Origin of the sequence: Pseudomonas sp. CFBP 8770, assembly GCF_014841705.1 — a bacterium.
Classification (GTDB): Bacteria; Pseudomonadota; Gammaproteobacteria; order Pseudomonadales; family Pseudomonadaceae; genus Aquipseudomonas.
In genome coordinates, this window is sequence record NZ_JACYUL010000011.1 from 62,049 (window position 1) to 82,706 (window position 20,658).

Below are 20,658 nucleotides of genomic sequence, written 5' to 3' on the forward strand. Positions count from 1 at the left end.
CTGACGCAACGCGGCGGACCCGGACGCGGCTTGCGCCGCTGCTACAGGGATTCGTGCAGGCTGCGCCACCGGCGATGACGCGGCTTGCGTTGTGGTTGCAGCAGCGGCGCGTTGTGTAGAAGAGTTGCAAATAATCGATAGCCTGCTTTGCTTTAATCAACGTTCCCTGTCCGAGGGGACCTCAACCGCACGCCTGCGAACGAGCCCATGACCGAGTCTGCCCACCCTACCCCTTCGTCGTCCATCAACCTGCAAATCATCTCCATCGTTTTCTACACCTTCATCGCCTTCATCTCGATCGGGCTGCCGATTGCCGTGCTGCCGGGCTACGTTCACGATCAATTGGGCTTCAGCGCCGTGGCCGCTGGCGTGGTGATCGGCGCGCAATACCTGGCCACCCTACTCAGCCGGCCCAGCGCCGGGCGCATGGCCGATGCATTGGGCACCAAGCGCACCATCGTCTATGGCCTGATCGGCATCGGTATCAGCGGTGCGCTGACCTTCGCCTCGGTGTTCCTGCACAGCGTGCCGCAATGGAGCCTGGGGGTGCTGATTGCCGGGCGCGTGGTGCTCGGCCTGGCCCAGGGCGCCATCGGCGTGGGCACCAGCAGCTGGGGCATCAGCCGGGTCGGCGCCGAGCACATGGCCAAGGTGATTTCCTGGAATGGCATTGCCTCCTATGGCGCAATCGCCATCGGCGCGCCCCTGGGGGTGTTGATGGTGGCGTTCGCCGGCTTCTGGACTTTGGGCATTGCCCTGATGTTGTTGAGCGCGCTGGCGTTGTGGATGATCCACGATACGCCCGCTTCCCCCGTGGTCCGCGGCGAACGCATGCCGTTCTGGGCCGCTTTCGGCCGGGTCGCACCGCACGGCATGAGCCTGATGCTGGCGTCGATCGGCTACGGCACGCTCACCACCTTCATCACGCTTTACTACGTTGAGCGCGGCTGGGAAGGTGCGGCGTGGTGCCTGACCGCCTTTGGCATCAGCTTCATCGTGGCGCGCCTGGTGTTCATCAACAGCATCAATCATCTGGGCGGGTCGACGGTGGCCATGGCCTGTATCGCCACGGAGGTCGTCGGGTTGAGCTTGCTCTGGCTGGCGCCCTCGCCGACCTTCACGCTTGCGGGTGCAGCGCTGGCCGGCTTGGGCCTGTCGCTGGTCTATCCAGCGCTGGGGGTGCTGGCCATCCACAAGGTACCGGGCACCAGCCGCGGCGCAGGCTTGAGTGCCTTCGCGGTGTTCTTCGATCTGGCGCTGGCGATCGCCGGACCGGTGATGGGGGCAGTGGCGGCTGGGTTTGGCTATGGATCGATTTTCGCTCTGGCCGCCGGGCTGTCCCTGGCTGCACTGGGGCTGACCGCGTGGCTGTCGCGCCAGGATCAGTGATCGGCGGTCTGCAGGCCCGCGCGTGAAGGCCGACCCAGGGTGTGACCAAAGAACTTGCCGGCTTCGTGGATCAGATCACGGTGGATGCCTTCACGGTCCACGCCGTCGGCATCGGTGCACAGGGCCGGCGAGGCGTCGCGTTGCTCGTCCGTGCACGGTGCCATGAAAACAAAGTGACCGGCGCCGGGCAGCAGTCGATAGTCCGTGTTGCCCGGCAGCTTGCGCGCCAGCGCCTCGGCATTCTTGTCGATGGCCACCAGTTGGTCGTTATCGCCGCTGTAGATAAGCGTCGGCAGATGGACTTCAGCCAGGGCCTGGCGGCCGAACATCAGGCTCAACGGCGCCATCAGCATGAGCGCACGCACCCGTGGGTCGGCTTCGGGGTTGAGGTCGTCGCGATCGGCTTCCAGTTCTCCGCGGGTCTGGCAGGCATCGGCGTCGTACGGTCGCTCTTCGCAGTATTTGCGCAAGCGCTGAAGGTCGGGGCGCGCGCCGGAGAGAATCAACGCCGTCTCGCCACCCGCGGAATAGCCGATCACCCCGACCGCGTTGGCATTGACGAAAGGCGACAACATCGAATCGCCCAACGCTGCGGTGATGGCCTGGGAGATCTGCAGAGGCCGCCCGTACAGATTGCTGAGCTTGCCCAAACGGCTGTGATCCTGAGCGTTGTCACCCGGATGGACCACTGCCACCACCACGAACCCCTTGCGCGTCAACGCAGTGATCAGGTCGTGCAAGGCCAAGGGGGTGCCGGTGTTGCCGTGGGACAGCATCAACAGCGGAAAGCGGCCGATGGCAATCGGAGCATCCTGCTGCGCGTCGATGCTGTAGCCGCCCAATCGCACGGGATGAGTATGGCCCTGCGTAGGATAGAAGGCATAGGCGTGCATGGGCTGGTCGTCGAGCGGATCGTTGAAGGTCAGCAGGTGATAGCCCACATTCCAGCGGGCATGGGGAAGCGCTTGAGCCTGCACCGAAAACAGGCTCAACAGCAGCAGAAAAACCAATACTGCACAACGACGGACCATCGCGGCGCTCTTCCTTGGCAAAACCTCAGGGGTAGGTTCTGACACAGCATAGGATGGGCCAAGTCACACCTCGGTTCCGTGAAATATTGTACAGGCGGGTTCACGGCCCTTGCCACGCCCGCACCGGCTGAACCCTCGCCGGCTTGACCGCTCTATGAAAATGCCCTGCGCGGCTCTCCCGGTCCGATCCTGGGCCAGCACCGCGCTCACCTCACTGAAAAGGATTCCAGCATGAGCTTCCGCCCTTTCCTTACACCTCGTCACGCTGCGCGCATTCCGCTGCTGTGTCTTGCCGCATTGGCCATCGGCGGATGCGCCGGCAGCAACAGCGCGTCCAAGGTGGACGCGCCCGGCGCGCCGACCACGGCCCTGACCAAGACCCTCGACGCTGGTGCCAACGCGCTGCAGTCGCGTCCACCCATCAATGAGCTGAACGCCTATCTGGACGGCTTTCATTTCTACAATGGACACCCCGGCGCGCAGATGGAAGCCCATCACTATTGCGCCATCCTCAACGAGGAAGTCATCCAGTGCGTCATTTATGACGGCAACGTCAAGGATGCAAAACTGATGGGCGTCGAATACATCATCAGCGCCAACCTCTACAGCACATTGCCCCAGGCCGAGAAGGCGCTGTGGCACAGCCACGTCCATGAGGTGAAGTCGGGGCAGCTAATCGCCCCCGGTATTCCGGCGCCGGCAGAGCATGCCCTGATGGAAAAACTGGTGAATACCTACGGCAAGACCTGGCACACCTGGCACACCGATCTGGACAAGCGGCTGCCCCTGGGCGTACCGCAACTGATGATGGGTTTCACCGCTGATGGGCAGATCGATCCGGCGCTGGTGCGCGAGCGCGACAAACGCTTCGGTGTCGACAGCGAAAGCAGGAAAAAGGCCCGCGCCGATATCCCCGTGCCAGCGATAGACCCGGGCGCCGATGCCTGGAGCAAAGGTCGCGTCATACAGATCCAGGACCCTACCGGTAGCCGTCACGCGCATTGAGCTTGCAAGTGCAGAGCCGTGGTCTCAGAACGTGATACCCAAATGCTGCCCGGCAAATATGACCTGATCGAACCAGAATGCCTGGTGAAGCGCGACGATCGACCAGAACACCAGCTGATAGGACACCTTGCGCGTCTTGTGCCGGAACAGCTGTTGGGCGAGCAACGCACCCGGCCAGCCACCGAGCAGCTCGACCCCGTGCAGGAGCTTTTCCGGAATGCGTTGGCCCTGCAATTTCGCACGCCGCTTGTCATGCCAGTACAGCCCGGCTGCAAGCAGACTCATCAGTGCATAGACCGCCAGTACCGCTGGGTGTCCGGCCATCGCCAGGCGCAATACGCCCAGGAACGGCAACAGGCACAGCAGGATGAAGGCCGTGAGTTTCAGCGCCAGGAATTGCACCGGCCGCTGCTGCCCTCCTCGAGGCGGTGACGGCGCCCGGCCGGGCGCCGTTTCAGCCTTGCGCACTGGACCAGTCGATCCAGCCGAACTGCCAGGTGGCCAGGATGATCAGGCCGAAGGCGATGCGGTACCAGGCGAACACGGCATAGCTGTGGGTGGCGATGAACTTGAGCAGGCCACGCACCGCGATCATCGCGAAAATGAACGAGACCACGAAGCCCAGCGCAAACACCGGGAAATCCGCTGGCTGGAACAGGTGGTGGAACTTGTAGCCCGAGTACACCGCAGCGCCAACCATGGTCGGCATGGCCAGGAAAAACGAGAACTCGGTGGCCGTCTTGCGCGACAGACCGAACAGCAGGCCGCCGATGATGGTCGAGCCCGAGCGCGAGGTGCCGGGGATCATCGCCAGGCATTGGGCAAAGCCGACCTTGAGCGCGTCGCTCCAGTGCATGTCGTCGACATGGTGAACCCGCACGGCGTGCTCGCGCTTTTCGGCCCAGAGCATGACGAAGCCGCCCAGCACCAGCGCCACCGCCACGGTGATGGGGTTGAACAGGTATTCGTGGATCTTGTCGGCGAATATCACACCCAGCACCACCGCAGGCAGGAAGCCGATCAGCAGGTTGATGGTGAAACGCTGTGCGTTGCGCTGGGTCGGCAAGCCGGTGACGACTTCGAGGATCTTGCGGCGGAATTCCCACACCACGGCCAATATCGCACCCAGCTGGATGATGATATTGAAGGCCATCGCCCGCTCGCCTCCGAAGCCGATCAAGTCGGCCACGATGATCTGGTGGCCCGTGCTGGAGATGGGCAGGAACTCGGTCAAGCCTTCCACGATGCCCAGAATCAACGCCTGCATGGCGGTCCAAAAATCCATCATTCCCCCAAGTGGACCCGCACCTGGCGCGGTCCTGTCTGTTTAATAGAACTCATTGCCGTCGGGCCCCGCGATGCTATCAGAGCAGGTCATGCAAATCCGCACGCAGGCACCGGTGAGCGTTGACTGAGTTGAAGTTTCATCTTTGCAGCAGGTCTGCGGCACAGCATGCGCGCCGCAGCGGTGGCGCAGGTTACAATCCCTGCCTTCGATGCATTGCATGCACCTGCCAAGGATTGTCCATGTCGCCTTTGGAATTGTTCGCCGCCACGCTGGGCGTGATCGCGGTGTGGTTGACCGTCAAGCAGAATTGGCTGTGCTGGCCGATCGGCCTGGTCATGGTACTGATCTATTCGTATGTGTTTTATGACTACAAGCTGTACTCCAACATGCTGTTGCAGGTGGTGTACGCGGGCGTGCAGGTGTACGGCTGGTGGCACTGGACCCGTGGTGCGGCGACGTCCAATGGGCGACCGGTCACGCGCCTGGCACCGGCGCCGCTGCTGGGTGGATTGCTCATCGGCCTGGTCACAGGCCTTGCGCTGGGTGCGGCGATGGCCACCTGGAGCGACGCCAGCCAGCCGTGGCTGGACGCCCTGCTGACCGGCTTCAGCCTGGTGGCGCAGTGGTGGATGGCCACCAAGCGCGAGCAGTGCTGGCCGCTGTGGATCGTCCTCGATGCGATTTTCGTCGGCTTGTTCGTGCATCAGGCGCTGTACCTGACGGCTGGGCTGTACGCACTGTTCCTGCTGCTGGCGATTCACGGCTGGCACCAGTGGCGCAAGAGTGCAGCGGTGGCCGCATGAAAGTCGTGGCGCTGTGCGGGCCGGAATCGTCGGGCAAGAGCTGGTTGGCCGAGCGCATGCGTGTGCAACTGGGCGCGTTGGTGGTGGGCGAATACGTGCGCCATTTCATCGACCGCGAGCAGCGCGACACCTGCTATGCCGATATCGACGCCATCGCCCGGGGACAACTGGCCTGGGAAGATGCCGCGCGCCGCGCGCAGCCGACGTTGCTGGTGCTCGACACCCACTTGCTGAGCAACATGCTGTGGAGTCGCACGCTGTTCGGCGACTGCCCCGCGTGGCTGGAGACGGCGCTGCTGCAGCGGCACTACGACGCGCACCTGTTGCTGTCGCCCGAAGGTGTGGAATGGACTGCCGATGGCCAGCGCTGCCAACCCGAGCTGTCCCAGCGCCAGGCCTTCTTTGCCCAAAGCCAGGCCTGGCTGCTGGCCCACGCGCTGCCGTGCACCGTCATCAGCGGTGACTGGCGAGCGCGTGAAACACAGGTACTGGCGAGCATTCGGCATGTTCTGGACCAACCCTAGCGTGCGCTCAGCGCATGTGGTGTTTGTGCAACAGGCGATACAGCGTCGGGCGTGACACGCCAAGCACCCTGGCCGCCGTGCTCAGGTTGCCACCATGGCGCAGCAGCACGTCGCCCAGCGCCTGCCGCTCGGCGCGGTGCTTGTAATCCTGCAGCGTCCCCAGCGGCGCGGCGACCAGGGTCTCGGTGCCCAGCCCCAGGTCTACGGCTTCGATCTGGTTACCGTGGGCCAGTGCCTGGGCCTGGCGAACCCGGTTGGACAACTCGCGGACATTGCCCGGCCAGTCATGCTCGCCCATGGTGATCAGCGCCTCCTGGCTGAACGGGCGATGGCGCCGGCCGTTCTCGCGGCTGTAGCGTTGCGCGAAATGATTGGCCAGCATGGCCAGATCGCCATAGCGTTCGCGCAATGGCACCGCAACGATCTCCAGCACGTTGAGCCGGTAGTAGAGGTCTTCGCGCAACTGACCTTTACGCATGGCGCCTGCCAGGTCGCTGTCACTGGTGGCCACCACGCGCACGTCCACCTCGCCCGACCCCTTGCGTTGCAGAAACCGCAGCAGTTGCTCCTGGATGTCCAGTGGCAAGCCTTGCACCTGCTCGAGCAGCAAGGTGCCCCGGTGGGCAGCTTGCAGCACGCTGCCGGACAACGGGTGCACGTTGGTCTCGCCACAGCCAGGCGCGAACAGCGGCGTCTGCCCTGGGCGGTGGGCGCGGGCCTGGCAGTCGAACACGATGAAGGGCTGCTGGCGGCGCGCCGACTGCTGGTGCAGTGCGCGGGCAATCAACTGCTTGCCGGTACCCGCTTCACCGCGGATCAACACCGGGGAATCGGTGGTCGAAAACTTATTGATGAGCTTGTACAAGTCGCGCATGGGCTGACTATCGCCCAACAGTCCGCAAGGCTCGCAGGGGTAGGCATTCGAATTCACAGGCATGGCCTTTCCTTGCTGGGACGTGATCGGGAAAATACATCAAAAACAGCGGGTTGCAAGTTGTGTTAAAAAGGCAACGGAAATTTGACGTTTAACCTGTCCGGGCTCGTCAGCGATCATCGTCACGCCACATTGACGCGTCAGCGATCCGTCTCGCAGGGCACGCACGGCAGCGGTGTACAATCGTTGCCTTTTTGGCATTCGCAGGGATGAGCATGAACGCATTCGATTGGCACCGTGTGCTGCTGGGTGATGTCGACACGGGGTTTCTGGGCGAGGTGGTGGCCCGTACGCTCATGGCCTACGTGGTGGTCTTCCTGTTTCTGAAGATCGCCGGACGGCGCGGTGTGCGTCAGCTGTCGCTGTTCGAGCTGGTGGTCATCCTGACCCTGGGCTCGGCGGCTGGTGATGTGACCTTCTACGAGGATGTCCCTATATTGCCGGTGTTGGTGGTGTTCATGGCGATGATCATCTTCTATCGCCTGACCACCTTTTTGACCGAACGCAGCGGCCGCTTCGGCGAGTGGCTGGAGGGCAAGCCGTTTCTGATCATTCGCGACGGTGTGTTCGAGCTCAAAGCGCTGCAGAGCGGCAACATCACCCATGCCGAGTTCCTGATGGAACTGCGCCTGCGCGGCGTCGAACATCTGGGTCAAGTGCGGCTGGGCATCCTCGAGGTCAACGGTGACGTGAGCCTGTACTTCCATGAACGCGAAGACGTAAAACCGGGGCTGTCGATCCTGCCGCCCGAGCATCGCGTGTCACTGACCACGGCCGATCGCGAAGACCTGTATGCCTGCGAGTACTGTGGCCACCTGGAAAACCTGGGTCACCAGCAGGCGCTGCCTTGCCCACGCTGCGACAACCCGGTGTGGAGCAAGGCGCTCTGCAATCCACGGGCGGCCTGAGGCTACAGGCGCGGCAAGTCGTCCAGGTGCTGGTACTCGGCGTTCAGCGCCGAGGCCAGGGCGCGGGCGCGACGCAGCCGTATCGGTCCCTTCTCCATGTCCACCAGCAACGCCGGACAGGCCAGAGGCACGACGCCTTCAAGCGATTTCAGGCGTCCGTCGGTGAACACCAGGCAGCGTTGTGCTTCCTGGGGGTGCTGGCGTACGCGCTGCACCAGCCATTCACGAGCCTGGTCCAGTGCGGCCAGCAGTGGCGTGCCGCCGCCTGCGCCCAGTTCGGCAAGCCAGGGCTGCAAGGCCGCCGAAGCCTTCAAACCGTGGCATTGCCAGGCCGGCCCGCTGCCGCGGGCGGTCAGCAGCGCCAGCCGGGCGCGTTGCCGGTAGGCGTCGTCGAAGAGCTGTGCCAATACGCCTTTGGCCTCGGCCAGGGCACCGTGCCGGCGCGTCGAAGCCGATGCATCCACCACCACCAGCCATAGCTGCTGGGCAGCACTGCGGCGCTGTTGCCAGCGCAGGTCGTCACGTTGACGCGGCCGGCCCTGCAGCAGGGTAGCCGGCCAGTCGACCATGCCGGCCGCCGACGTGCGCGCCGCGCCTTGTCGCCCTTGTTCGAGGTTGCCCTTGCCGGGCCGAGCATCCGCCGGGCGCGGACGGATGCTCAGGGCTTTTTTGGCCAGCTCGGCACCGCGCGCCGTTCGCCCACCGGAACGGTCTGCGCAGGCATGTCGCCCCACTGGCCCTGCCCCGGCTCGGAGGGTTGTGCGGCGCTGGCAGCGGGCGGCGGTGGCGGTGGTGTCGCGCCGGATTCTGGCGGCCGGCTCGCCTGGCGGCGATGGCGCAGGGCAAACTCGGCAACCGCGTCGACGTCCTCGTCGAGGATTGCGTCGCCGCCGCGCCAGGCCGCATGGGCGCGCGCCGCGCGCAGCCAGACCAGGTCGGCGCGCAGGCCGTCCACGCCTTCGGCGAAACAGCGTGTGGTGATCGATTCCAGCGCCTGGTCGCCCAGCGGAATCGACTCGAGACGCTCGCGTGCCTGCTGGCAACGCACCCGCAGCGCCGCCTGCGCAGTAGCCCACTGCGCGCAGAACGCCTGGGGATCACTGTCGAATGCCAGGCGGCGGCGAATGATCTGGCTGCGTTCGGCCGGCGCGGGCTGGCCATCCAGGGCAATGTTCAAGCCGAAGCGGTCGAGCAGTTGCGGGCGCAACTCGCCTTCCTCGGGGTTCATGGTACCAATGAGCACGAAGCGCGCCGGATGGGCGTGGGAAATGCCGTCGCGCTCGATGCGGTTGACGCCGCTGGCAGCGACGTCGAGCAGCAGGTCGACCAGGTGATCGGCGAGCAGGTTCACCTCATCCACGTACAACACTCCGCCGTCGGCCTTGGCCAGCACACCGGGCGAGAAGCGTGCCCGCCCCTCGCCCAGCGCCGCTTCCAGATCCAGCGTGCCGACCAGGCGGTCCTCGCTGGCACCCAGCGGCAAGGTCACCAATTGGCCGCCGGCGAGCAGATCGGCAAGCCCGCGCGCCAGGGTGCTCTTTGCCATCCCCCGTGGGCCTTCGATCAACACGCCACCGATGCGCGGGTCGATGGCGGCCAGACACAACGCCAGTTTCAGCGAATCGGCGGCGACCACGGCGGCCAGGGGAAAGTGCGGGGTGTCGGTCATTGCAGGGATCTCTTCAGCCATCTTCTTCGGTATCCAGCAGCAGGTCTTCCACGGCTTGTCGGTAGTCGCCCGGTTCAGCCCACAGGCCCCGTTGCTGAGCCTCGAGCAGGCGTTCGGCCATGTCGCGCAGCGCCGCCGGATTGTGCTCCTGCAGAAAGCTGCGGGTGGAGGGGTCCAGCAGGTAGGCGTCGGTGAGCAACGCGTACTGGTGATCGTCGATCAGGTGCGTGGTCGCATCGAAGGCAAACAGGTTATCGACCGTCGCGGCGAGTTCGAAGGCGCCCTTGTAGCCGTGCCGCTTGACCCCTTCGATCCACTTCGGATTGGCCGCGCGAGCGCGCACCACGCGGTTGAGCTCTTCTTTCAAGGTGCGCACGCGCGGCACGTCCGGCTGGCTGTGGTCGCCGTGGTAACTGGCGGTTTTCTGTCCACTCAAGGTTTCCGCAGCGGCCAGCATGCCGCCCTGGAACTGGTAGTAATCGTTGGAATCGAGCAGGTCGTGCTCGCGGTTGTCCTGGTTCTGCAACACGGCCTGGACCTGGCCCAGGCGCCGGGCGAAGGGCGCGCGTGCGGCGGTACCCTCGTCGTCCGCACCATAGGCATAGGCGCCCCAGTTCAGGTAGGCCTCCGCCAAGTCTTCGCGAGTCTGCCACAGGCGGCCGTCTATGGCCCCCTGCACGCCGGCGCCATAGGCACCGGGCTTGGCGCCGAAGATGCGCCAGCCAGCTTCGCGGGCGGCCTGCTCGGCAGGTACGCCCTCGGCCAGCAGCTGCGCCTGTTCGGCGCGGACCTTGGCCGCCAGCGGGTTGAGATCATCGGGCTCGTCGAGCGCCGCCACGGCCTGCACGGCGGCATCGAACAGGCGCAACAGGTTGGCGAAGGCATCACGGAAGAATCCGGACACCCGCAGGGTCACGTCCACCCGCGGGCGATCGAGCAAGCTCAACGGCAGAATCTCGAAATCGTCCACCCGCTGGCTGCCGGTGGCCCACACCGGGCGCACGCCCATCAGCCCCATTGCCTGAGCGATGTCGTCGCCGCCGGTGCGCATGGTCGCCGTACCCCACACCGACAGGCCCAACTGGCGCAGGTGATCGCCATGGTCCTGCAGGTGTCGCTCGAGAATCAGGTTGGCGGAGGCGAAGCCGATGCGCCAGGCGGTGGTGGTGGGCAGGTTGCGCACGTCCACGGAAAAAAAGTTGCGGCCGGTGGGCAACACGTCGAGGCGCCCGCGGCTGGGCGCCCCGCTTGGCCCGGCGGGTACGAAGCGGCCCGCCAAAGCGGCGAGCAGCCCATGCATTTCGGCCGGTCCGCAGGCGTCCAGTCGGGGCGCCACGGTGTCGCGCAGATGGCCCAGAATGAGTTGCACGTCATCGAAGCCTTCACCCAGCTGCAACGGGCCTTGCAGCGCTTGCTCGATCAGTTGGGCGGCATACAGCTCGAGGCGTTCGCGGCTGTCGCCGGCACTGCGCCAGGGCTCGTCGCTGATCGCAGCCAGGGCCGCCGGCCGTGGCCCGTTCCACGGTGCGCCGAGGTCGCAGTCGAGCGGGTCGAAGCCCAGCTCGAAAGCCTTGGCCAATGCCCGCAGTACACTGGCCTGAGGGCCACGGCCGTCGCCCCGAGGAATGCGCAGCAGTGCCAGCAGCGTATCGGCACGCAGGCGCCCCTGGGGCGACTCGCCGAACACGTGCAGCCCGTCGCGTATCTGCGACTCCTTCAAGTCGCACAGGTAGGTGTCCAGGCGCGGCAGCCACACCGTCGGCTCGGCACCCTCGGCCATCTGCAGTTCGTGGTCGATGCGGGTCTCGCGCACCAGCGCCAGAATGTCCTTTTCCAAGGCCTGGGCACGACGCGGATCGAGCATCTGCGCGTCGTAGTACTCGTCGGCGAGCAACTCCAGGTCGCGCAGCGGCCCGTAGGTTTCGGCGCGGGTCAGCGGCGGCATCAGGTGGTCGATGATCACCGCCTGGGTGCGGCGCTTGGCCTGGGCGCCCTCGCCCGGATCGTTGACAATGAACGGGTAGATATTCGGCATCGGCCCCAGTACCGCATCGGGCCAGCACTGCTCGGACAGCCCGACGCCCTTGCCCGGCAGCCACTCCAGGTTGCCGTGCTTGCCCACGTGGATCAACGCATCGGCGCCGTAGGTGTGGCGCAGCCAGAAATAGAACGCCAGGTAACCATGGGGCGGTACCAGATCCGGGTCGTGGTAGACCGCGCTGACGTCCACCTGATAACCCCGCGCCGGCTGGATGCCGACGAAGGTCAGGCCCATGCGCAGACCGGCGATCATCATGCGGCCGTTGCGGCACATGGGGTCGGCACCTGGCTCGCCCCAACGTTCGCGCACGGCGGCCTGATTGGCCGGGGGCAGCAAGGCAAAAGCGGCGAGGTAATCGTCCATGGCCATGCTCTGGGCACAGGGGCGCAGGTCCAGTTGCTCCAGATCGTTGGTCACGCCGCCGAGCAGGAGATGAATCAGCGCCGTGCCGCTGGCGGGTAGATCGGCCACCGGATACCCCTGCTGCTGCATCGCGCGCAGGATGTTCAGCGCCGCAGCCGGAGTGTCGAGGCCGACGCCGTTGCCGATCCGGCCGTCGCGGGTCGGATAGTTCGCCAGCACCAGGGCGACACGCTTGTCGGCATTGGGCAGGCGCGCCAGAGCGGCCCATTTGCGCGCCAGTTCGGCGACGAAATCCATGCGCTCGACATGCGCCGTGTAGCACACCACGTCGCTCTGGCTGCGCTCGTTGTGCCAGGCCAGGTCCTTGAAGCTGATGGCTCGGCTGATGATGCGCCCGTCCAGTTCCGGCAGGGCAATGTGCATGGCCAGGTCACGAGCACCCAGGCCCTGTTCGCTGGCCTGCCAGAGCGCCTGGTTGTCCTGCGCGCAGATGGCCTGGATGACCGGGATGTCACGGCGAAACGGGCGCAGATGCGGGGCTTCGGGGCTGGACTGGGCAAAGCCGGTGGTGTTCAGAATGATCGCGGCGCCCGCCTCGTCCATCCAGTCCTGCACCTGCGCCAGGCATTCGGCTTCCTTGAGGCTGGCCACGGCGATCGGCAACGGGTTGAGCCCGGCGGCCTGCAGCCTGGTACAGAACGTATCGACGAAGCCGGTGTTGGCCGCCTGCAGGTGCGAGCGATAGAACAGCAACGGCACCACTGGCCATTGCGCTTGCCACTGCGCCTGCCAGTCGGCCAGCTCGGCGGTCGGCCGCGCCGGATGGTAGATGACCGTGCGCGGCAGGGCCTGAGGTGCTTCGCACGGTTCGGTGCGTCCGAACCAGGTATTGCCGAGGTAGCCGAACAGGTTGCGTGCGTTTTCCATACCGCCCTGGCGCAGGTACTGCCACAGGCGGTCGGCTTGCTCGGCAGGCACCGTACAGAGCTCGGCCAGTTCGGGATCGGGGCGATCGCAGCCTGGCACCAGGATGACCTGCACGCCCCGCTCGGCCAGTTGCATCAACTGCTCGACGCCGTAGCGCCAGTAGCCGATGCCGCCGTGCAGGGAAATCAGGATGACCTTGGCGTGGCGCAGCACCTGGTCCACGTAGAGGTCCACCGAAGAGTGGTTCTGCACCTGCATGGGGTTGGCCAGGCGCAGGCTCGGGTAGTCGGCCGGCAGATGCCCGCAGGCTTCGGCGAGCAATGCCAGATGCGAATCGCCGCTGCAGAGGATGACCAGTTCGGCGGGCGTCTGCCCGAGGTCGGCGATGCTGTCGTCCGGTACGAAACCGCCGGGCTGGGTCCTCAGCAGGTGCATCGGTCAGGCTTCCAGCGCGGCGCGCAGTTGCGCTTGCAGCGACGCTGCATCCAGTTCCTGACCGATCAGCACCAAGCGCGTGCTGCGCGCTTCGTCTGCGCCCCAGGCGCGATCGAAGTGCTTGTCGAAGCGCGTGCCGACGCCCTGGATCAGCAGGCGCATCGGCTTGCCCGGAATGGCCGCAAAGCCTTTGACACGCAGGATGCCGTGCTGGACCACTGCGGCGTTGAGCGCCTGCAGCAGCTTGGCTTCTTCGGCCTGCGGCAGCTCGATGGAGATCGAATCGAAGGCATCGTGATCGTGATCGTCGTGGTCGTCGCCCTCGTGGTGGTCGTGATGGGTCTTGCGGCCGTCGATGTGCTGCTCGGACTCGGCGCCCAGGCCCAGCAACACCGCCAGCGGCAAACGGCCACTGCTGGCCTCGACCACCTTGACCGCCGCCGGCAGCTCTTCGGCGACCTCGGCGCGCACCGCGGCCAAGGCGTCTGCATCGATCAGGTCGGCCTTGTTCAGAATGACCAGGTCGGCGCTGGCCAACTGGTCGGCGAACAGCTCGTGCAGTGGCGATTCATGGTCCAGGTTGGGGTCGAGCTTGCGCTGGGCGTCAACTTGATCAGGGAACGCCGCGAAAGTACCGGCCGCCACGGCCGGGCTGTCGACCACGGTGATGACCGCATCGACCGTGCAGGCGCTGCGGATTTCCGGCCATTGGAAGGCCTGGACCAGCGGTTTGGGCAAGGCCAGGCCGCTGGTTTCGATGAGGATGTGATCGAGGTCGGCGCGCCGTGCCACCAGCTCGCGCATGACCGGGAAGAACTCTTCCTGCACGGTGCAGCACAGGCAGCCATTGGCCAGCTCGTAGACGCGGCCATTGGCTTCTTCTTCGGTACAGCCGATGGTGCACTGCTTGAGGATCTCGCCGTCGATGCCCAGTTCGCCGAATTCATTGACGATCACGGCGATGCGCCGGCCCTGCGCATTGTCGAGCATGTGACGCAGCAAGGTGGTCTTGCCCGAGCCCAGAAAGCCGGTGACGATGGTGACGGGTAGTTTGGACAGCGTTTTCATCGGGTCGCCCTGATTGCGCGGCAGGGCACGAGACGAGCGCCGCAACGGCAGGCGCCAGCATTCGCCACCGGATCACCCCGCCCGGTTGAATAGGAAATAACGGCCGAGGCAGGTCTCCTGGCTCGTGATGCCGGCCATGCTGGCCCAGGGCTGCGGCACCTTCCCGCGAGTATCCGCAGTGGCCTTGGCGCAGCCTTCATCACTTACAGTTGCGGGGGCAGCCGCGGCTTGGACCGCGTTCCCGTCTTAGCTCTGCAGGGCAGAGAACCTCGAACGCGCAAGGCTACCACAGGGCACGGGACGTGTCAGTGACACGGGCTCAGAGCTGGTAGCGCACATGGGGACGGCCGCCGGCCAGGCTGACTTCGGCGTGGACCCCATAGACTTCGGCAATCATGCGCTCGGTGAGGACCACTGCCGGCGCGCCGCTGGCCACCAGGCGGCCGTCCTTCAATACTACCAACACGTCGCAGAACATCGCCGCCAGGTTCAGGTCGTGAATCGCCATCACGCAGGTCAACGGCAGGTCCTGAATCAGTTGCAGCAGTTCCAGCTGGTGCTGGATGTCGAGGTGGTTGGTGGGCTCGTCGAGCAGCAGCTCGCTTGGCTGCTGGGCCAGGGCACGAGCGATCTGCACCCGTTGCCGCTCGCCGCCGGACAAGGTGTGCCAGCGCCGCTGCGCATGGCCGCTCAGGTTGACCTGGGCCAGGGCCTGGGCAATCGCCAGGTCGTCTTCGCGCAGCCACGGCGCGAACGGTGAACGATGCGGCGTGCGTCCCAGGCGCACCACCTCCTGCACGCGAATGTCCACCTCGGTGCTGGCGTGTTGCTCGACCATCGCCACCTGCCGTGCAACCGCTCGCCGTGCCAGATCCATCATGGGCTGATCGTCGAGGGTGACCTGCCCCTGGCTGGGACGATCCAGCCCGGCCAGCAGGCGCAGCAGCGAGGACTTGCCCGAGCCGTTGGGGCCGATCAGTCCGACCATGCTGCCGGGCGTGATCGCCAGGCTTACGTCGTCGAGAATCAGTTGCCCACCGGCTTTCCAGCTGACCTTGTGCAGTTGCAGGCTCATGCTCGACGCCTCGCGCGGTAGAGGATCAAGGCAAATGCCGGGGCGCCGACCAGGGCCGTGACCACGCCGATGGGCAGGACCTGGCCGGGCACGATGATGCGCGCGACAATGTCGGCCAGCACCATGAAATTGGCGCCGATCAGCACCGAAGCGAGTAACAGCCGGACGTGATTGGGGCCGACCAGGAAGCGCGCAATATGGGGCACCACCAGGCCGACGAAGCCCACTGCGCCAACGATGCTGACCATGGTGGCGGTGATCAGCGCGGTGGTGGCGAACAACACCAGTCGCACCGTGACCACCGGCACGCCAAGCGTGGCCGCAGCGTCTTCGCCGAACACGAAGGCATCCAGCGCTCGTGCGAAGTACAGGCACAGCAGCAGGCCTGCGCCGACCACTGCCGCCGCCAGGCCCACGTCGGGCCAGCGTACCCCGCCCAGGCTGCCGAGCAGCCAGAACATCACGCTCCGTGCCTGCTCGGCATTGGCCGAGGTCGAAACGATATAGGCTGTCAGCGCGTTGAACAGTTGCGATCCGGCGACCCCGGCGAGGATCACCTGCGCCGGGCCGCTGCGGCTGCCCGCAGCCAGCAATAGCACCAGGCCGAACGCCAGGGCCGCGCCGAGAAACGCGCCCATGGAAATGCCGATCACGCCGCCGCCCAACCCAAGCAGCATCACTACCACCGCACCGGTCGACGCCCCGGCCGAGATACCCAGCACGTAGGGTTCGGCCAGCACGTTGCGCAACAGCGCCTGCAGCACCGCACCGCAGATCGCCAGGCCGGCGCCACAGCAGGCGGCGACCAGCGCGCGACTCAGGCGGTACTCCCAGATGATGCCCTGGATGATCCGCGGCACCGGGTAGTCGGCCAGGCCGAGGCCGTTGAGCAGCGCCTGGCCGACCGTGGTCAGGGCAATGCCCATCTCCCCCACCGACACTGCCAGGGCGATCGACACGCTCAAGGTGGCCAGGGCGAGCAGCGCCAACAGCCCGCGCCAGACCCAGCCGTCTTCCCGCGCCAGGCGCTGGATCAAGGTTTGACCCGTGTACGCTCGAGGCCTGCGGCGATGTCTTCCACCGCGCGCACGACATCCATGGATGGGTTCAACGACTGGGCATCGACCACAATGATGCGGCCATTGCGCACGGCATCCAGCTCACGGGTCACCGGGTCACTGCGCAGGAACGCCAGTTTTTTCTCGACATCGTCGGCCGGGTACAGACGGCGCTGCATGCGCGCGACGACGATGACATCGGGATTGCTCGCAGCGATGCTTTCCCAGCTCACCCCAGGCCATTCCTCGTCACTGTCGACGATGTTGCGCAGGCCCAGCAGGCGGTTGATATAGCCGGGTGCGCCGCTTTTACCGGCCACCCAAGGGTCACCTTCCAGGCGCGTGCTGGAAAACCAGTACACCACCGACAGCGGTGCGTGCCCGGCACTGCCAGCGCGCTCGCTGGCCTTCTGGATGCGCGCGTGCAACTGGGCGGTCAGGCGCTCCCCGGCCGGCTCGACATCGAAGATGCTCGCCAGCTCGCGGATTTCCTTGTCCACCAGTGCCATGGAAAACACCTGGCTGCGGCTGCCGTCGGCGTTGGAGGTGGCGGTGACTTCCTTGCCGTCGCAGTCACTGGGCGACACATAGGAAGGGATGCCAAGGCTGGCCAGTTGTTCGGGCTTGGCGACTTCGCCGTTGGGGCCGACGTGGTAGGTGTACTGCGCCACCACGATGTCGGGCGCGGTCTTGGCCACCGCCTCGAAGCTGGGCGCGTTGTCGGCCAGCCGTGGCACGTCGGCATTGGCCGCGCGCAGCGGTTCAGGCAGCGGCCCGAACCAGACCCCGGTGCCCACCATGCGTGGCGCCAGGCCAAGCGACAGGAGAATCTCGGTGCTGGCCTGGCCCAGGCTGACGGCACGCTGCGGCGCGGCCTGGATGGTCAAGGGCGCGCCGCAGTTGGGCAGCGTCAGTGGATAGTGGGTGGCGGCGTGACTAGTGACGGCAGCGAAGAGACCGACGGCAGCGACGCTGGCGCGGACGAATACGGCAGGAAGACTCATTGCAACTCCTTGGATGGCGCGTCCAACAGATCGAAGAAATCCCCAAGCAAGGTCTGGCTGACGACATGCAACATGTCGATCACAGTGGCGCGACCGCGCCGGATTCGAACCGGCTTCCTGCTCTGGGCGAAGACAAGCGGCGCAGACGGTAGGCGACCCGTCGGCAAAGATCAAATGGTTTAGCCAGGGCCTTGGGCTGCGGGCACCCTGACTACCCGCCTAGGGCGCGCTGTCGCGGGGCCGGTCGGTACGGTCCTGCTCGACCACATAGCCCGTGTCTATGCTGACCACCACCGACATGCCGGGGCGCAGCCGATGCGCCCCATCCTGATCCGGGTCCACGGTGATGCGCACCGGAATGCGTTGCGCGATCTTGACGAAGTTGCCGGTGGCATTGTCGGCCTGCAACAGGCTGAATTCCGAGCCGGTGGCAGGCGAGATGCGCTGTACGTGCCCGCGCAGGCGCAGGTGATCGAGCGCATCGACGGTAAAGCTCACCGGTTGGCCGATGCGCACATCGGCCATCTGGGTTTCCTTCATGTTGGCCATGACCCAGAGCGTGTCGGGCACCAGCGCCATCAGTTGCGCACCGGAATTCACATAGGCACCCAGGCGCACACCGACCTGCCCCAGCTGGCCGTCGCGCGGCGCCAGGATGCGCGTGTTGTCCAGATCGATGCGTGCCAGTTCCACCGCGGCTTCGGCGTTGGCGACGTTGGCAGCCAGCGAGTCGCGATTGACGATGACCGTCTGCAGGTCTTCGCGGGCAATCGCCAGCGCCGCCTTGGCCTGTGCTACCGAGGCCAGCGCCTGGGCGTTGGCGGCGCGGGTCACATCGAGCTCGCGGCGCGACACCGAGCCGTCGCTGATCAGGTTCTGGTTGCGCCCCAGATCGGCGGCGCCCTTGCGCGCCTGCGCTTCGCTGTCCGCCACCGCCGCCTGGCGCTGGGTAATGGTCGCCTCGGCACTGCGGCGCTGTTGCAGATTGTTGGCCAGGGCGGTTTTCTGCACCTGGACCTGCGCCAGCGCCTGGTTCAGGCGTTGGCGGTAGATACGGTCGTCCAGGCGTACCAGCAGGTCGCCCGCCTTGACGAACTGGAAGTCCTGTACCGGCACTTCGAACACATAGCCTGCCAGTTGCGGCCCGATGATCGTCACCTGGCCCCGCACCAGGGCATTTTCGGTGCTTTCGATGTGGCTGCTGAACGGGGGCAATTGCCAGGCGTACAGCACGATCGCTACCCCCACCAAGGCGATGCTGGCGAAGATCAGGCTGGACAGTACCCGCACCCGCCGCGAGCGCGGTTCGGTGGCCGCAGGATTGGGCGGTGGGGTCTGGCCCTCTGGGGTGGCGGCAATGGCATTGGTGGTCGTGGACGTCGGTTCGGTCATGAAGTGCTGGCGCCGCTGGTGGATACGGTAGGTGTCGCGGCGGTGGTCACCGCCCGGGTGGTGCTCATCAGCCACAGGCTGCGGACGAAGATCCACAGCATGGTCAACACGGCAATGATGCAGATCAGCATGAAGACATCGTTGTAGGCCATGACGTTCGCCTCGCGCGTGGCGGCGGTAGCCAGCGCACGGGTACCCAGGGTGGCCCGCAGGGCCGGGTCGGCGATGTGGGCCAGGTAGCTGGCGGCGGCATTGCTGACCCGCGCCTGGACCAGTGGGTCCATGAGGGCCAGATGCTCGACGATCATGCTCGAATGATACTTCTCGCGGACGATCTGGAACGTGCCCAGCAACGCCGCGCCGATCAGCCCGCCGAGGTTGTTGCAGATGCCGAACAGCACCGAGAAGCTGACCAGGTTGCGCGGGTTGGTCAGCACATGGCGCATGCCCAGCACCATGGTCGGGCCGAGGAAAAACGTGCCACCGAAGCCCAGCAGGAACTGGCTCAGGTACATATTGGCCGGACGAGTCAGGTTGCTGGAGAAGCTGTCCATGGCCGAACCCACCGCCATCAGCGCCAAGGCAATGATCAGCGGCATGAACAGATGCTCGGGGTTGATTGTACAGGCACTCACCACCAGCCCCGCCACCGCGCCAAAGAGCATCACGCAATAGAGGGTGCGCATCTGCTCCTGGCCCATGTTCAACGCTTGCAACAGACCGACCGCGCCGGTGGACTGCTCCGACAGCACCATGCGCGTCAGGATCACTGCCAGGGCCAGGCGGATGGCGACACCGCTGCCCAGCCAGCGGGTCATCAACATCGGGTTGCTGCGATTGTGTTCCACGGCCAGCCCACCGAGGATCAGCACGATGGCCCCTGCCGAGGCCCAGCCTATCCAGGGGGCTTCCAGCCACCAGTCGATCCGGCCCAGGGACAGCACCGCGCAGAGCAGCGCAATGCCGGAGGCAAGAATCGCAAAAATGAGGAAATCCAGCGGTTCGAAGGTCTTGAAGCGGTCGCCCGGTGGCAGTTTGAGCAAGAACACGCAACCCAGGGTCAGCAGTGCCATGCCCAACTCGAACAGGTACAGGCCACGCCATTCGGCGATCTGCAGCAGGTCTTCGGAAAACACCCGCGCCAGGGGCAAGGCCAGCTGCGAAGTGCCCAGGCCCAGCACCAGGGCCTTGAGGCGCCACTTGGCGGGAAACGCCTGGATCATGTAGTACAGGCCCAGGGAACTCAGCGCTGCGCCGACCATGCCGTGGGCGGCGCGCACGGCAATGGCCGAGCCCAGGTCATTGACGAACAGATGGCCGAAGGTGACCAGCGCATACAGCATCAGAAACAGTTCGGTGAACGTGCGCAGACCGAACTGCTGGCGAAACTTCACCAGCAGCAGGTTCATCGACACATTGGTCATCACGTAGGCCGCAGGCAGCCAGGCCATCTCCGCCGCCGTAGCGCCAAGCGCGCCCTGCAGGAATTGCAGATTCGCCACCACCAGCGAGTTGCCGAGGCCGCCGGTCAGTGCCACCAGCAGGCCGACGATACCGAATGCCAGGCGCTTGCGTGTCGAATGCAGAGGCGTCGAGGGAGAGCCCGGCAAGTTCGGCTTTTCATGGGGCAGCCAATCGCGGCTCGTGTAGCGGGACATGCGGTGGCCTTGGCGGGGAGCGTTGAAACGACGAAGAAACGACGAAGATTGGGCGCTAGTAAACCTCACCGGCGGGGGGCTTGCCA

Annotated in this window: 18 protein-coding genes and 1 riboswitch; of the genes, 5 read left to right on the top strand and 13 right to left on the bottom strand. The window is 65.5% G+C overall.

The window, feature by feature from the left end; translation table 11 throughout:
- Positions 1-207: 207 nt before the first annotated feature.
- Positions 208-1,389, top strand: coding sequence for an MFS transporter (locus IFT98_RS20255; protein WP_192047071.1), 1,182 nt, complete (start codon positions 208-210; stop codon positions 1,387-1,389).
- Here IFT98_RS20255 and IFT98_RS20260 read toward each other — a convergent pair.
- Positions 1,383-2,420, bottom strand: coding sequence for an alpha/beta hydrolase family protein (locus tag IFT98_RS20260; protein WP_192047072.1), 1,038 nt, complete (start codon positions 2,418-2,420; stop codon positions 1,383-1,385). The two genes, IFT98_RS20255 and IFT98_RS20260, sit on opposite strands and share 7 nt — an antisense overlap.
- Before the next feature lie 231 nt (positions 2,421-2,651).
- On the opposite strand from IFT98_RS20260, the gene IFT98_RS20265 reads away from it, so the two are divergent.
- Positions 2,652-3,425: an OBAP family protein gene (locus tag IFT98_RS20265; protein ID WP_192047073.1), complete on the top strand. Its 774-nt coding sequence runs from the start codon at positions 2,652-2,654 to the stop codon at positions 3,423-3,425.
- A gap of 24 nt (positions 3,426-3,449) precedes the next feature.
- Here IFT98_RS20265 and IFT98_RS20270 read toward each other — a convergent pair whose 3' ends face one another.
- Positions 3,450-3,827: a DUF1294 domain-containing protein gene (locus IFT98_RS20270; RefSeq protein WP_342214193.1), complete on the bottom strand. Its 378-nt coding sequence runs from the start codon at positions 3,825-3,827 to the stop codon at positions 3,450-3,452.
- Between the two features lie 52 nt (positions 3,828-3,879).
- Positions 3,880-4,710, bottom strand: coding sequence for an undecaprenyl-diphosphate phosphatase (locus IFT98_RS20275; RefSeq protein ID WP_122478277.1), 831 nt, complete (start codon positions 4,708-4,710; stop codon positions 3,880-3,882).
- 242 nt (positions 4,711-4,952) lie between these two features.
- Between IFT98_RS20275 and pnuC the strand changes: the two genes are divergently transcribed.
- On the top strand, positions 4,953-5,516 hold the full coding sequence (gene pnuC, locus IFT98_RS20280) for a nicotinamide riboside transporter PnuC (protein WP_192047074.1): 564 nt from the start codon (positions 4,953-4,955) through the stop codon (positions 5,514-5,516).
- Entirely contained in the window at positions 5,513-6,040 is a 528-nt protein-coding gene (locus tag IFT98_RS20285) for an AAA family ATPase (RefSeq protein WP_192047075.1), read from the top strand. Before pnuC ends, IFT98_RS20285 begins: the two co-directional genes overlap by 4 nt.
- A gap of 7 nt (positions 6,041-6,047) precedes the next feature.
- Here IFT98_RS20285 and IFT98_RS20290 read toward each other — a convergent pair whose 3' ends face one another.
- Positions 6,048-6,977: a sigma 54-interacting transcriptional regulator gene (locus IFT98_RS20290; protein WP_192047076.1), complete on the bottom strand. Its 930-nt coding sequence runs from the start codon at positions 6,975-6,977 to the stop codon at positions 6,048-6,050.
- A gap of 212 nt (positions 6,978-7,189) precedes the next feature.
- On the opposite strand from IFT98_RS20290, the gene IFT98_RS20295 reads away from it, so the two are divergent.
- A complete protein-coding gene (locus tag IFT98_RS20295) occupies positions 7,190-7,882 on the top strand; it encodes a DUF421 domain-containing protein (protein ID WP_122797643.1) in 693 nt (230 codons plus the stop codon).
- A 2-nt stretch (positions 7,883-7,884) separates the two neighbouring features.
- Here IFT98_RS20295 and IFT98_RS20300 read toward each other — a convergent pair whose 3' ends face one another.
- The 9 genes from IFT98_RS20300 to IFT98_RS20340 form a co-directional block, all read right to left on the bottom strand.
- Positions 7,885-8,616, bottom strand: coding sequence for a VWA domain-containing protein (locus IFT98_RS20300; RefSeq protein ID WP_192047077.1), 732 nt, complete (start codon positions 8,614-8,616; stop codon positions 7,885-7,887).
- The gene (locus IFT98_RS20305; RefSeq protein WP_192047541.1) at positions 8,541-9,551 is read right to left on the bottom strand and encodes an ATP-binding protein; all 1,011 of its coding nucleotides are present in this window, start codon (positions 9,549-9,551) and stop codon (positions 8,541-8,543) included. Before IFT98_RS20305 ends, IFT98_RS20300 begins: the two co-directional genes overlap by 76 nt.
- A 13-nt stretch (positions 9,552-9,564) precedes the next feature.
- Positions 9,565-13,317 carry a cobaltochelatase subunit CobN gene (cobN, locus tag IFT98_RS20310; protein ID WP_192047078.1) on the bottom strand — a complete coding sequence of 1,251 codons (3,753 nt, stop codon included), beginning with the start codon at positions 13,315-13,317 and terminating at the stop codon, positions 9,565-9,567.
- A 3-nt stretch (positions 13,318-13,320) separates the two neighbouring features.
- The gene (cobW, locus tag IFT98_RS20315) at positions 13,321-14,385 is read right to left on the bottom strand and encodes a cobalamin biosynthesis protein CobW (protein ID WP_122715810.1); all 1,065 of its coding nucleotides are present in this window, start codon (positions 14,383-14,385) and stop codon (positions 13,321-13,323) included.
- Positions 14,386-14,475: 90 nt separating this feature from the next.
- Positions 14,476-14,672, bottom strand: a riboswitch (cobalamin riboswitch).
- Between the two features lie 32 nt (positions 14,673-14,704).
- On the bottom strand, positions 14,705-15,460 hold the full coding sequence (locus tag IFT98_RS20320) for an ABC transporter ATP-binding protein (RefSeq protein WP_192047079.1): 756 nt from the start codon (positions 15,458-15,460) through the stop codon (positions 14,705-14,707).
- The gene (locus IFT98_RS20325; protein ID WP_192047080.1) at positions 15,457-16,497 is read right to left on the bottom strand and encodes a FecCD family ABC transporter permease; all 1,041 of its coding nucleotides are present in this window, start codon (positions 16,495-16,497) and stop codon (positions 15,457-15,459) included. The genes IFT98_RS20320 and IFT98_RS20325 overlap by 4 nt, the downstream gene beginning before the upstream one ends.
- On the bottom strand, positions 16,494-17,522 hold the full coding sequence (locus IFT98_RS20330) for an ABC transporter substrate-binding protein (RefSeq protein ID WP_192047081.1): 1,029 nt from the start codon (positions 17,520-17,522) through the stop codon (positions 16,494-16,496). Before IFT98_RS20330 ends, IFT98_RS20325 begins: the two co-directional genes overlap by 4 nt.
- A 219-nt stretch (positions 17,523-17,741) precedes the next feature.
- The gene (locus IFT98_RS20335; RefSeq protein WP_192047082.1) at positions 17,742-18,914 is read right to left on the bottom strand and encodes an HlyD family secretion protein; all 1,173 of its coding nucleotides are present in this window, start codon (positions 18,912-18,914) and stop codon (positions 17,742-17,744) included.
- Positions 18,911-20,572 (bottom strand): MFS transporter, encoded by a 1,662-nt coding sequence (locus tag IFT98_RS20340; protein ID WP_192047083.1) that lies wholly within the window; start codon positions 20,570-20,572, stop codon positions 18,911-18,913. The genes IFT98_RS20335 and IFT98_RS20340 overlap by 4 nt, the downstream gene beginning before the upstream one ends.
- Positions 20,573-20,658: the final 86 nt, after the last annotated feature.

What these genes read in the sequence shown, in the direction of transcription:
- IFT98_RS20255 (WP_192047071.1), top strand. Translation starts at nt 208, where the DNA reads ATGACCGAGTCTGCCCACCCTACCCCTTCGTCGTCCATCAACCTGCAA.
- IFT98_RS20290 (WP_192047076.1), bottom strand. Translation starts at nt 6,977, where the DNA reads ATGCCTGTGAATTCGAATGCCTACCCCTGCGAGCCTTGCGGACTGTTG.
- IFT98_RS20265 (WP_192047073.1), top strand. Translation starts at nt 2,652, where the DNA reads ATGAGCTTCCGCCCTTTCCTTACACCTCGTCACGCTGCGCGCATTCCG.
- IFT98_RS20320 (WP_192047079.1), bottom strand. Translation starts at nt 15,460, where the DNA reads ATGAGCCTGCAACTGCACAAGGTCAGCTGGAAAGCCGGTGGGCAACTG.
- IFT98_RS20335 (WP_192047082.1), bottom strand. Translation starts at nt 18,914, where the DNA reads ATGACCGAACCGACGTCCACGACCACCAATGCCATTGCCGCCACCCCA.
- IFT98_RS20260 (WP_192047072.1), bottom strand. Translation starts at nt 2,420, where the DNA reads ATGGTCCGTCGTTGTGCAGTATTGGTTTTTCTGCTGCTGTTGAGCCTG.
- IFT98_RS20305 (WP_192047541.1), bottom strand. Translation starts at nt 9,551, where the DNA reads ATGACCGACACCCCGCACTTTCCCCTGGCCGCCGTGGTCGCCGCCGAT.
- pnuC (WP_192047074.1), top strand. Translation starts at nt 4,953, where the DNA reads ATGTCGCCTTTGGAATTGTTCGCCGCCACGCTGGGCGTGATCGCGGTG.
- cobN (WP_192047078.1), bottom strand. Translation starts at nt 13,317, where the DNA reads ATGCACCTGCTGAGGACCCAGCCCGGCGGTTTCGTACCGGACGACAGC.
- cobW (WP_122715810.1), bottom strand. Translation starts at nt 14,385, where the DNA reads ATGAAAACGCTGTCCAAACTACCCGTCACCATCGTCACCGGCTTTCTG.
- IFT98_RS20330 (WP_192047081.1), bottom strand. Translation starts at nt 17,522, where the DNA reads ATGAGTCTTCCTGCCGTATTCGTCCGCGCCAGCGTCGCTGCCGTCGGT.
- IFT98_RS20340 (WP_192047083.1), bottom strand. Translation starts at nt 20,572, where the DNA reads ATGTCCCGCTACACGAGCCGCGATTGGCTGCCCCATGAAAAGCCGAAC.
- IFT98_RS20285 (WP_192047075.1), top strand. Translation starts at nt 5,513, where the DNA reads ATGAAAGTCGTGGCGCTGTGCGGGCCGGAATCGTCGGGCAAGAGCTGG.
- IFT98_RS20295 (WP_122797643.1), top strand. Translation starts at nt 7,190, where the DNA reads ATGAACGCATTCGATTGGCACCGTGTGCTGCTGGGTGATGTCGACACG.
- IFT98_RS20275 (WP_122478277.1), bottom strand. Translation starts at nt 4,710, where the DNA reads ATGGATTTTTGGACCGCCATGCAGGCGTTGATTCTGGGCATCGTGGAA.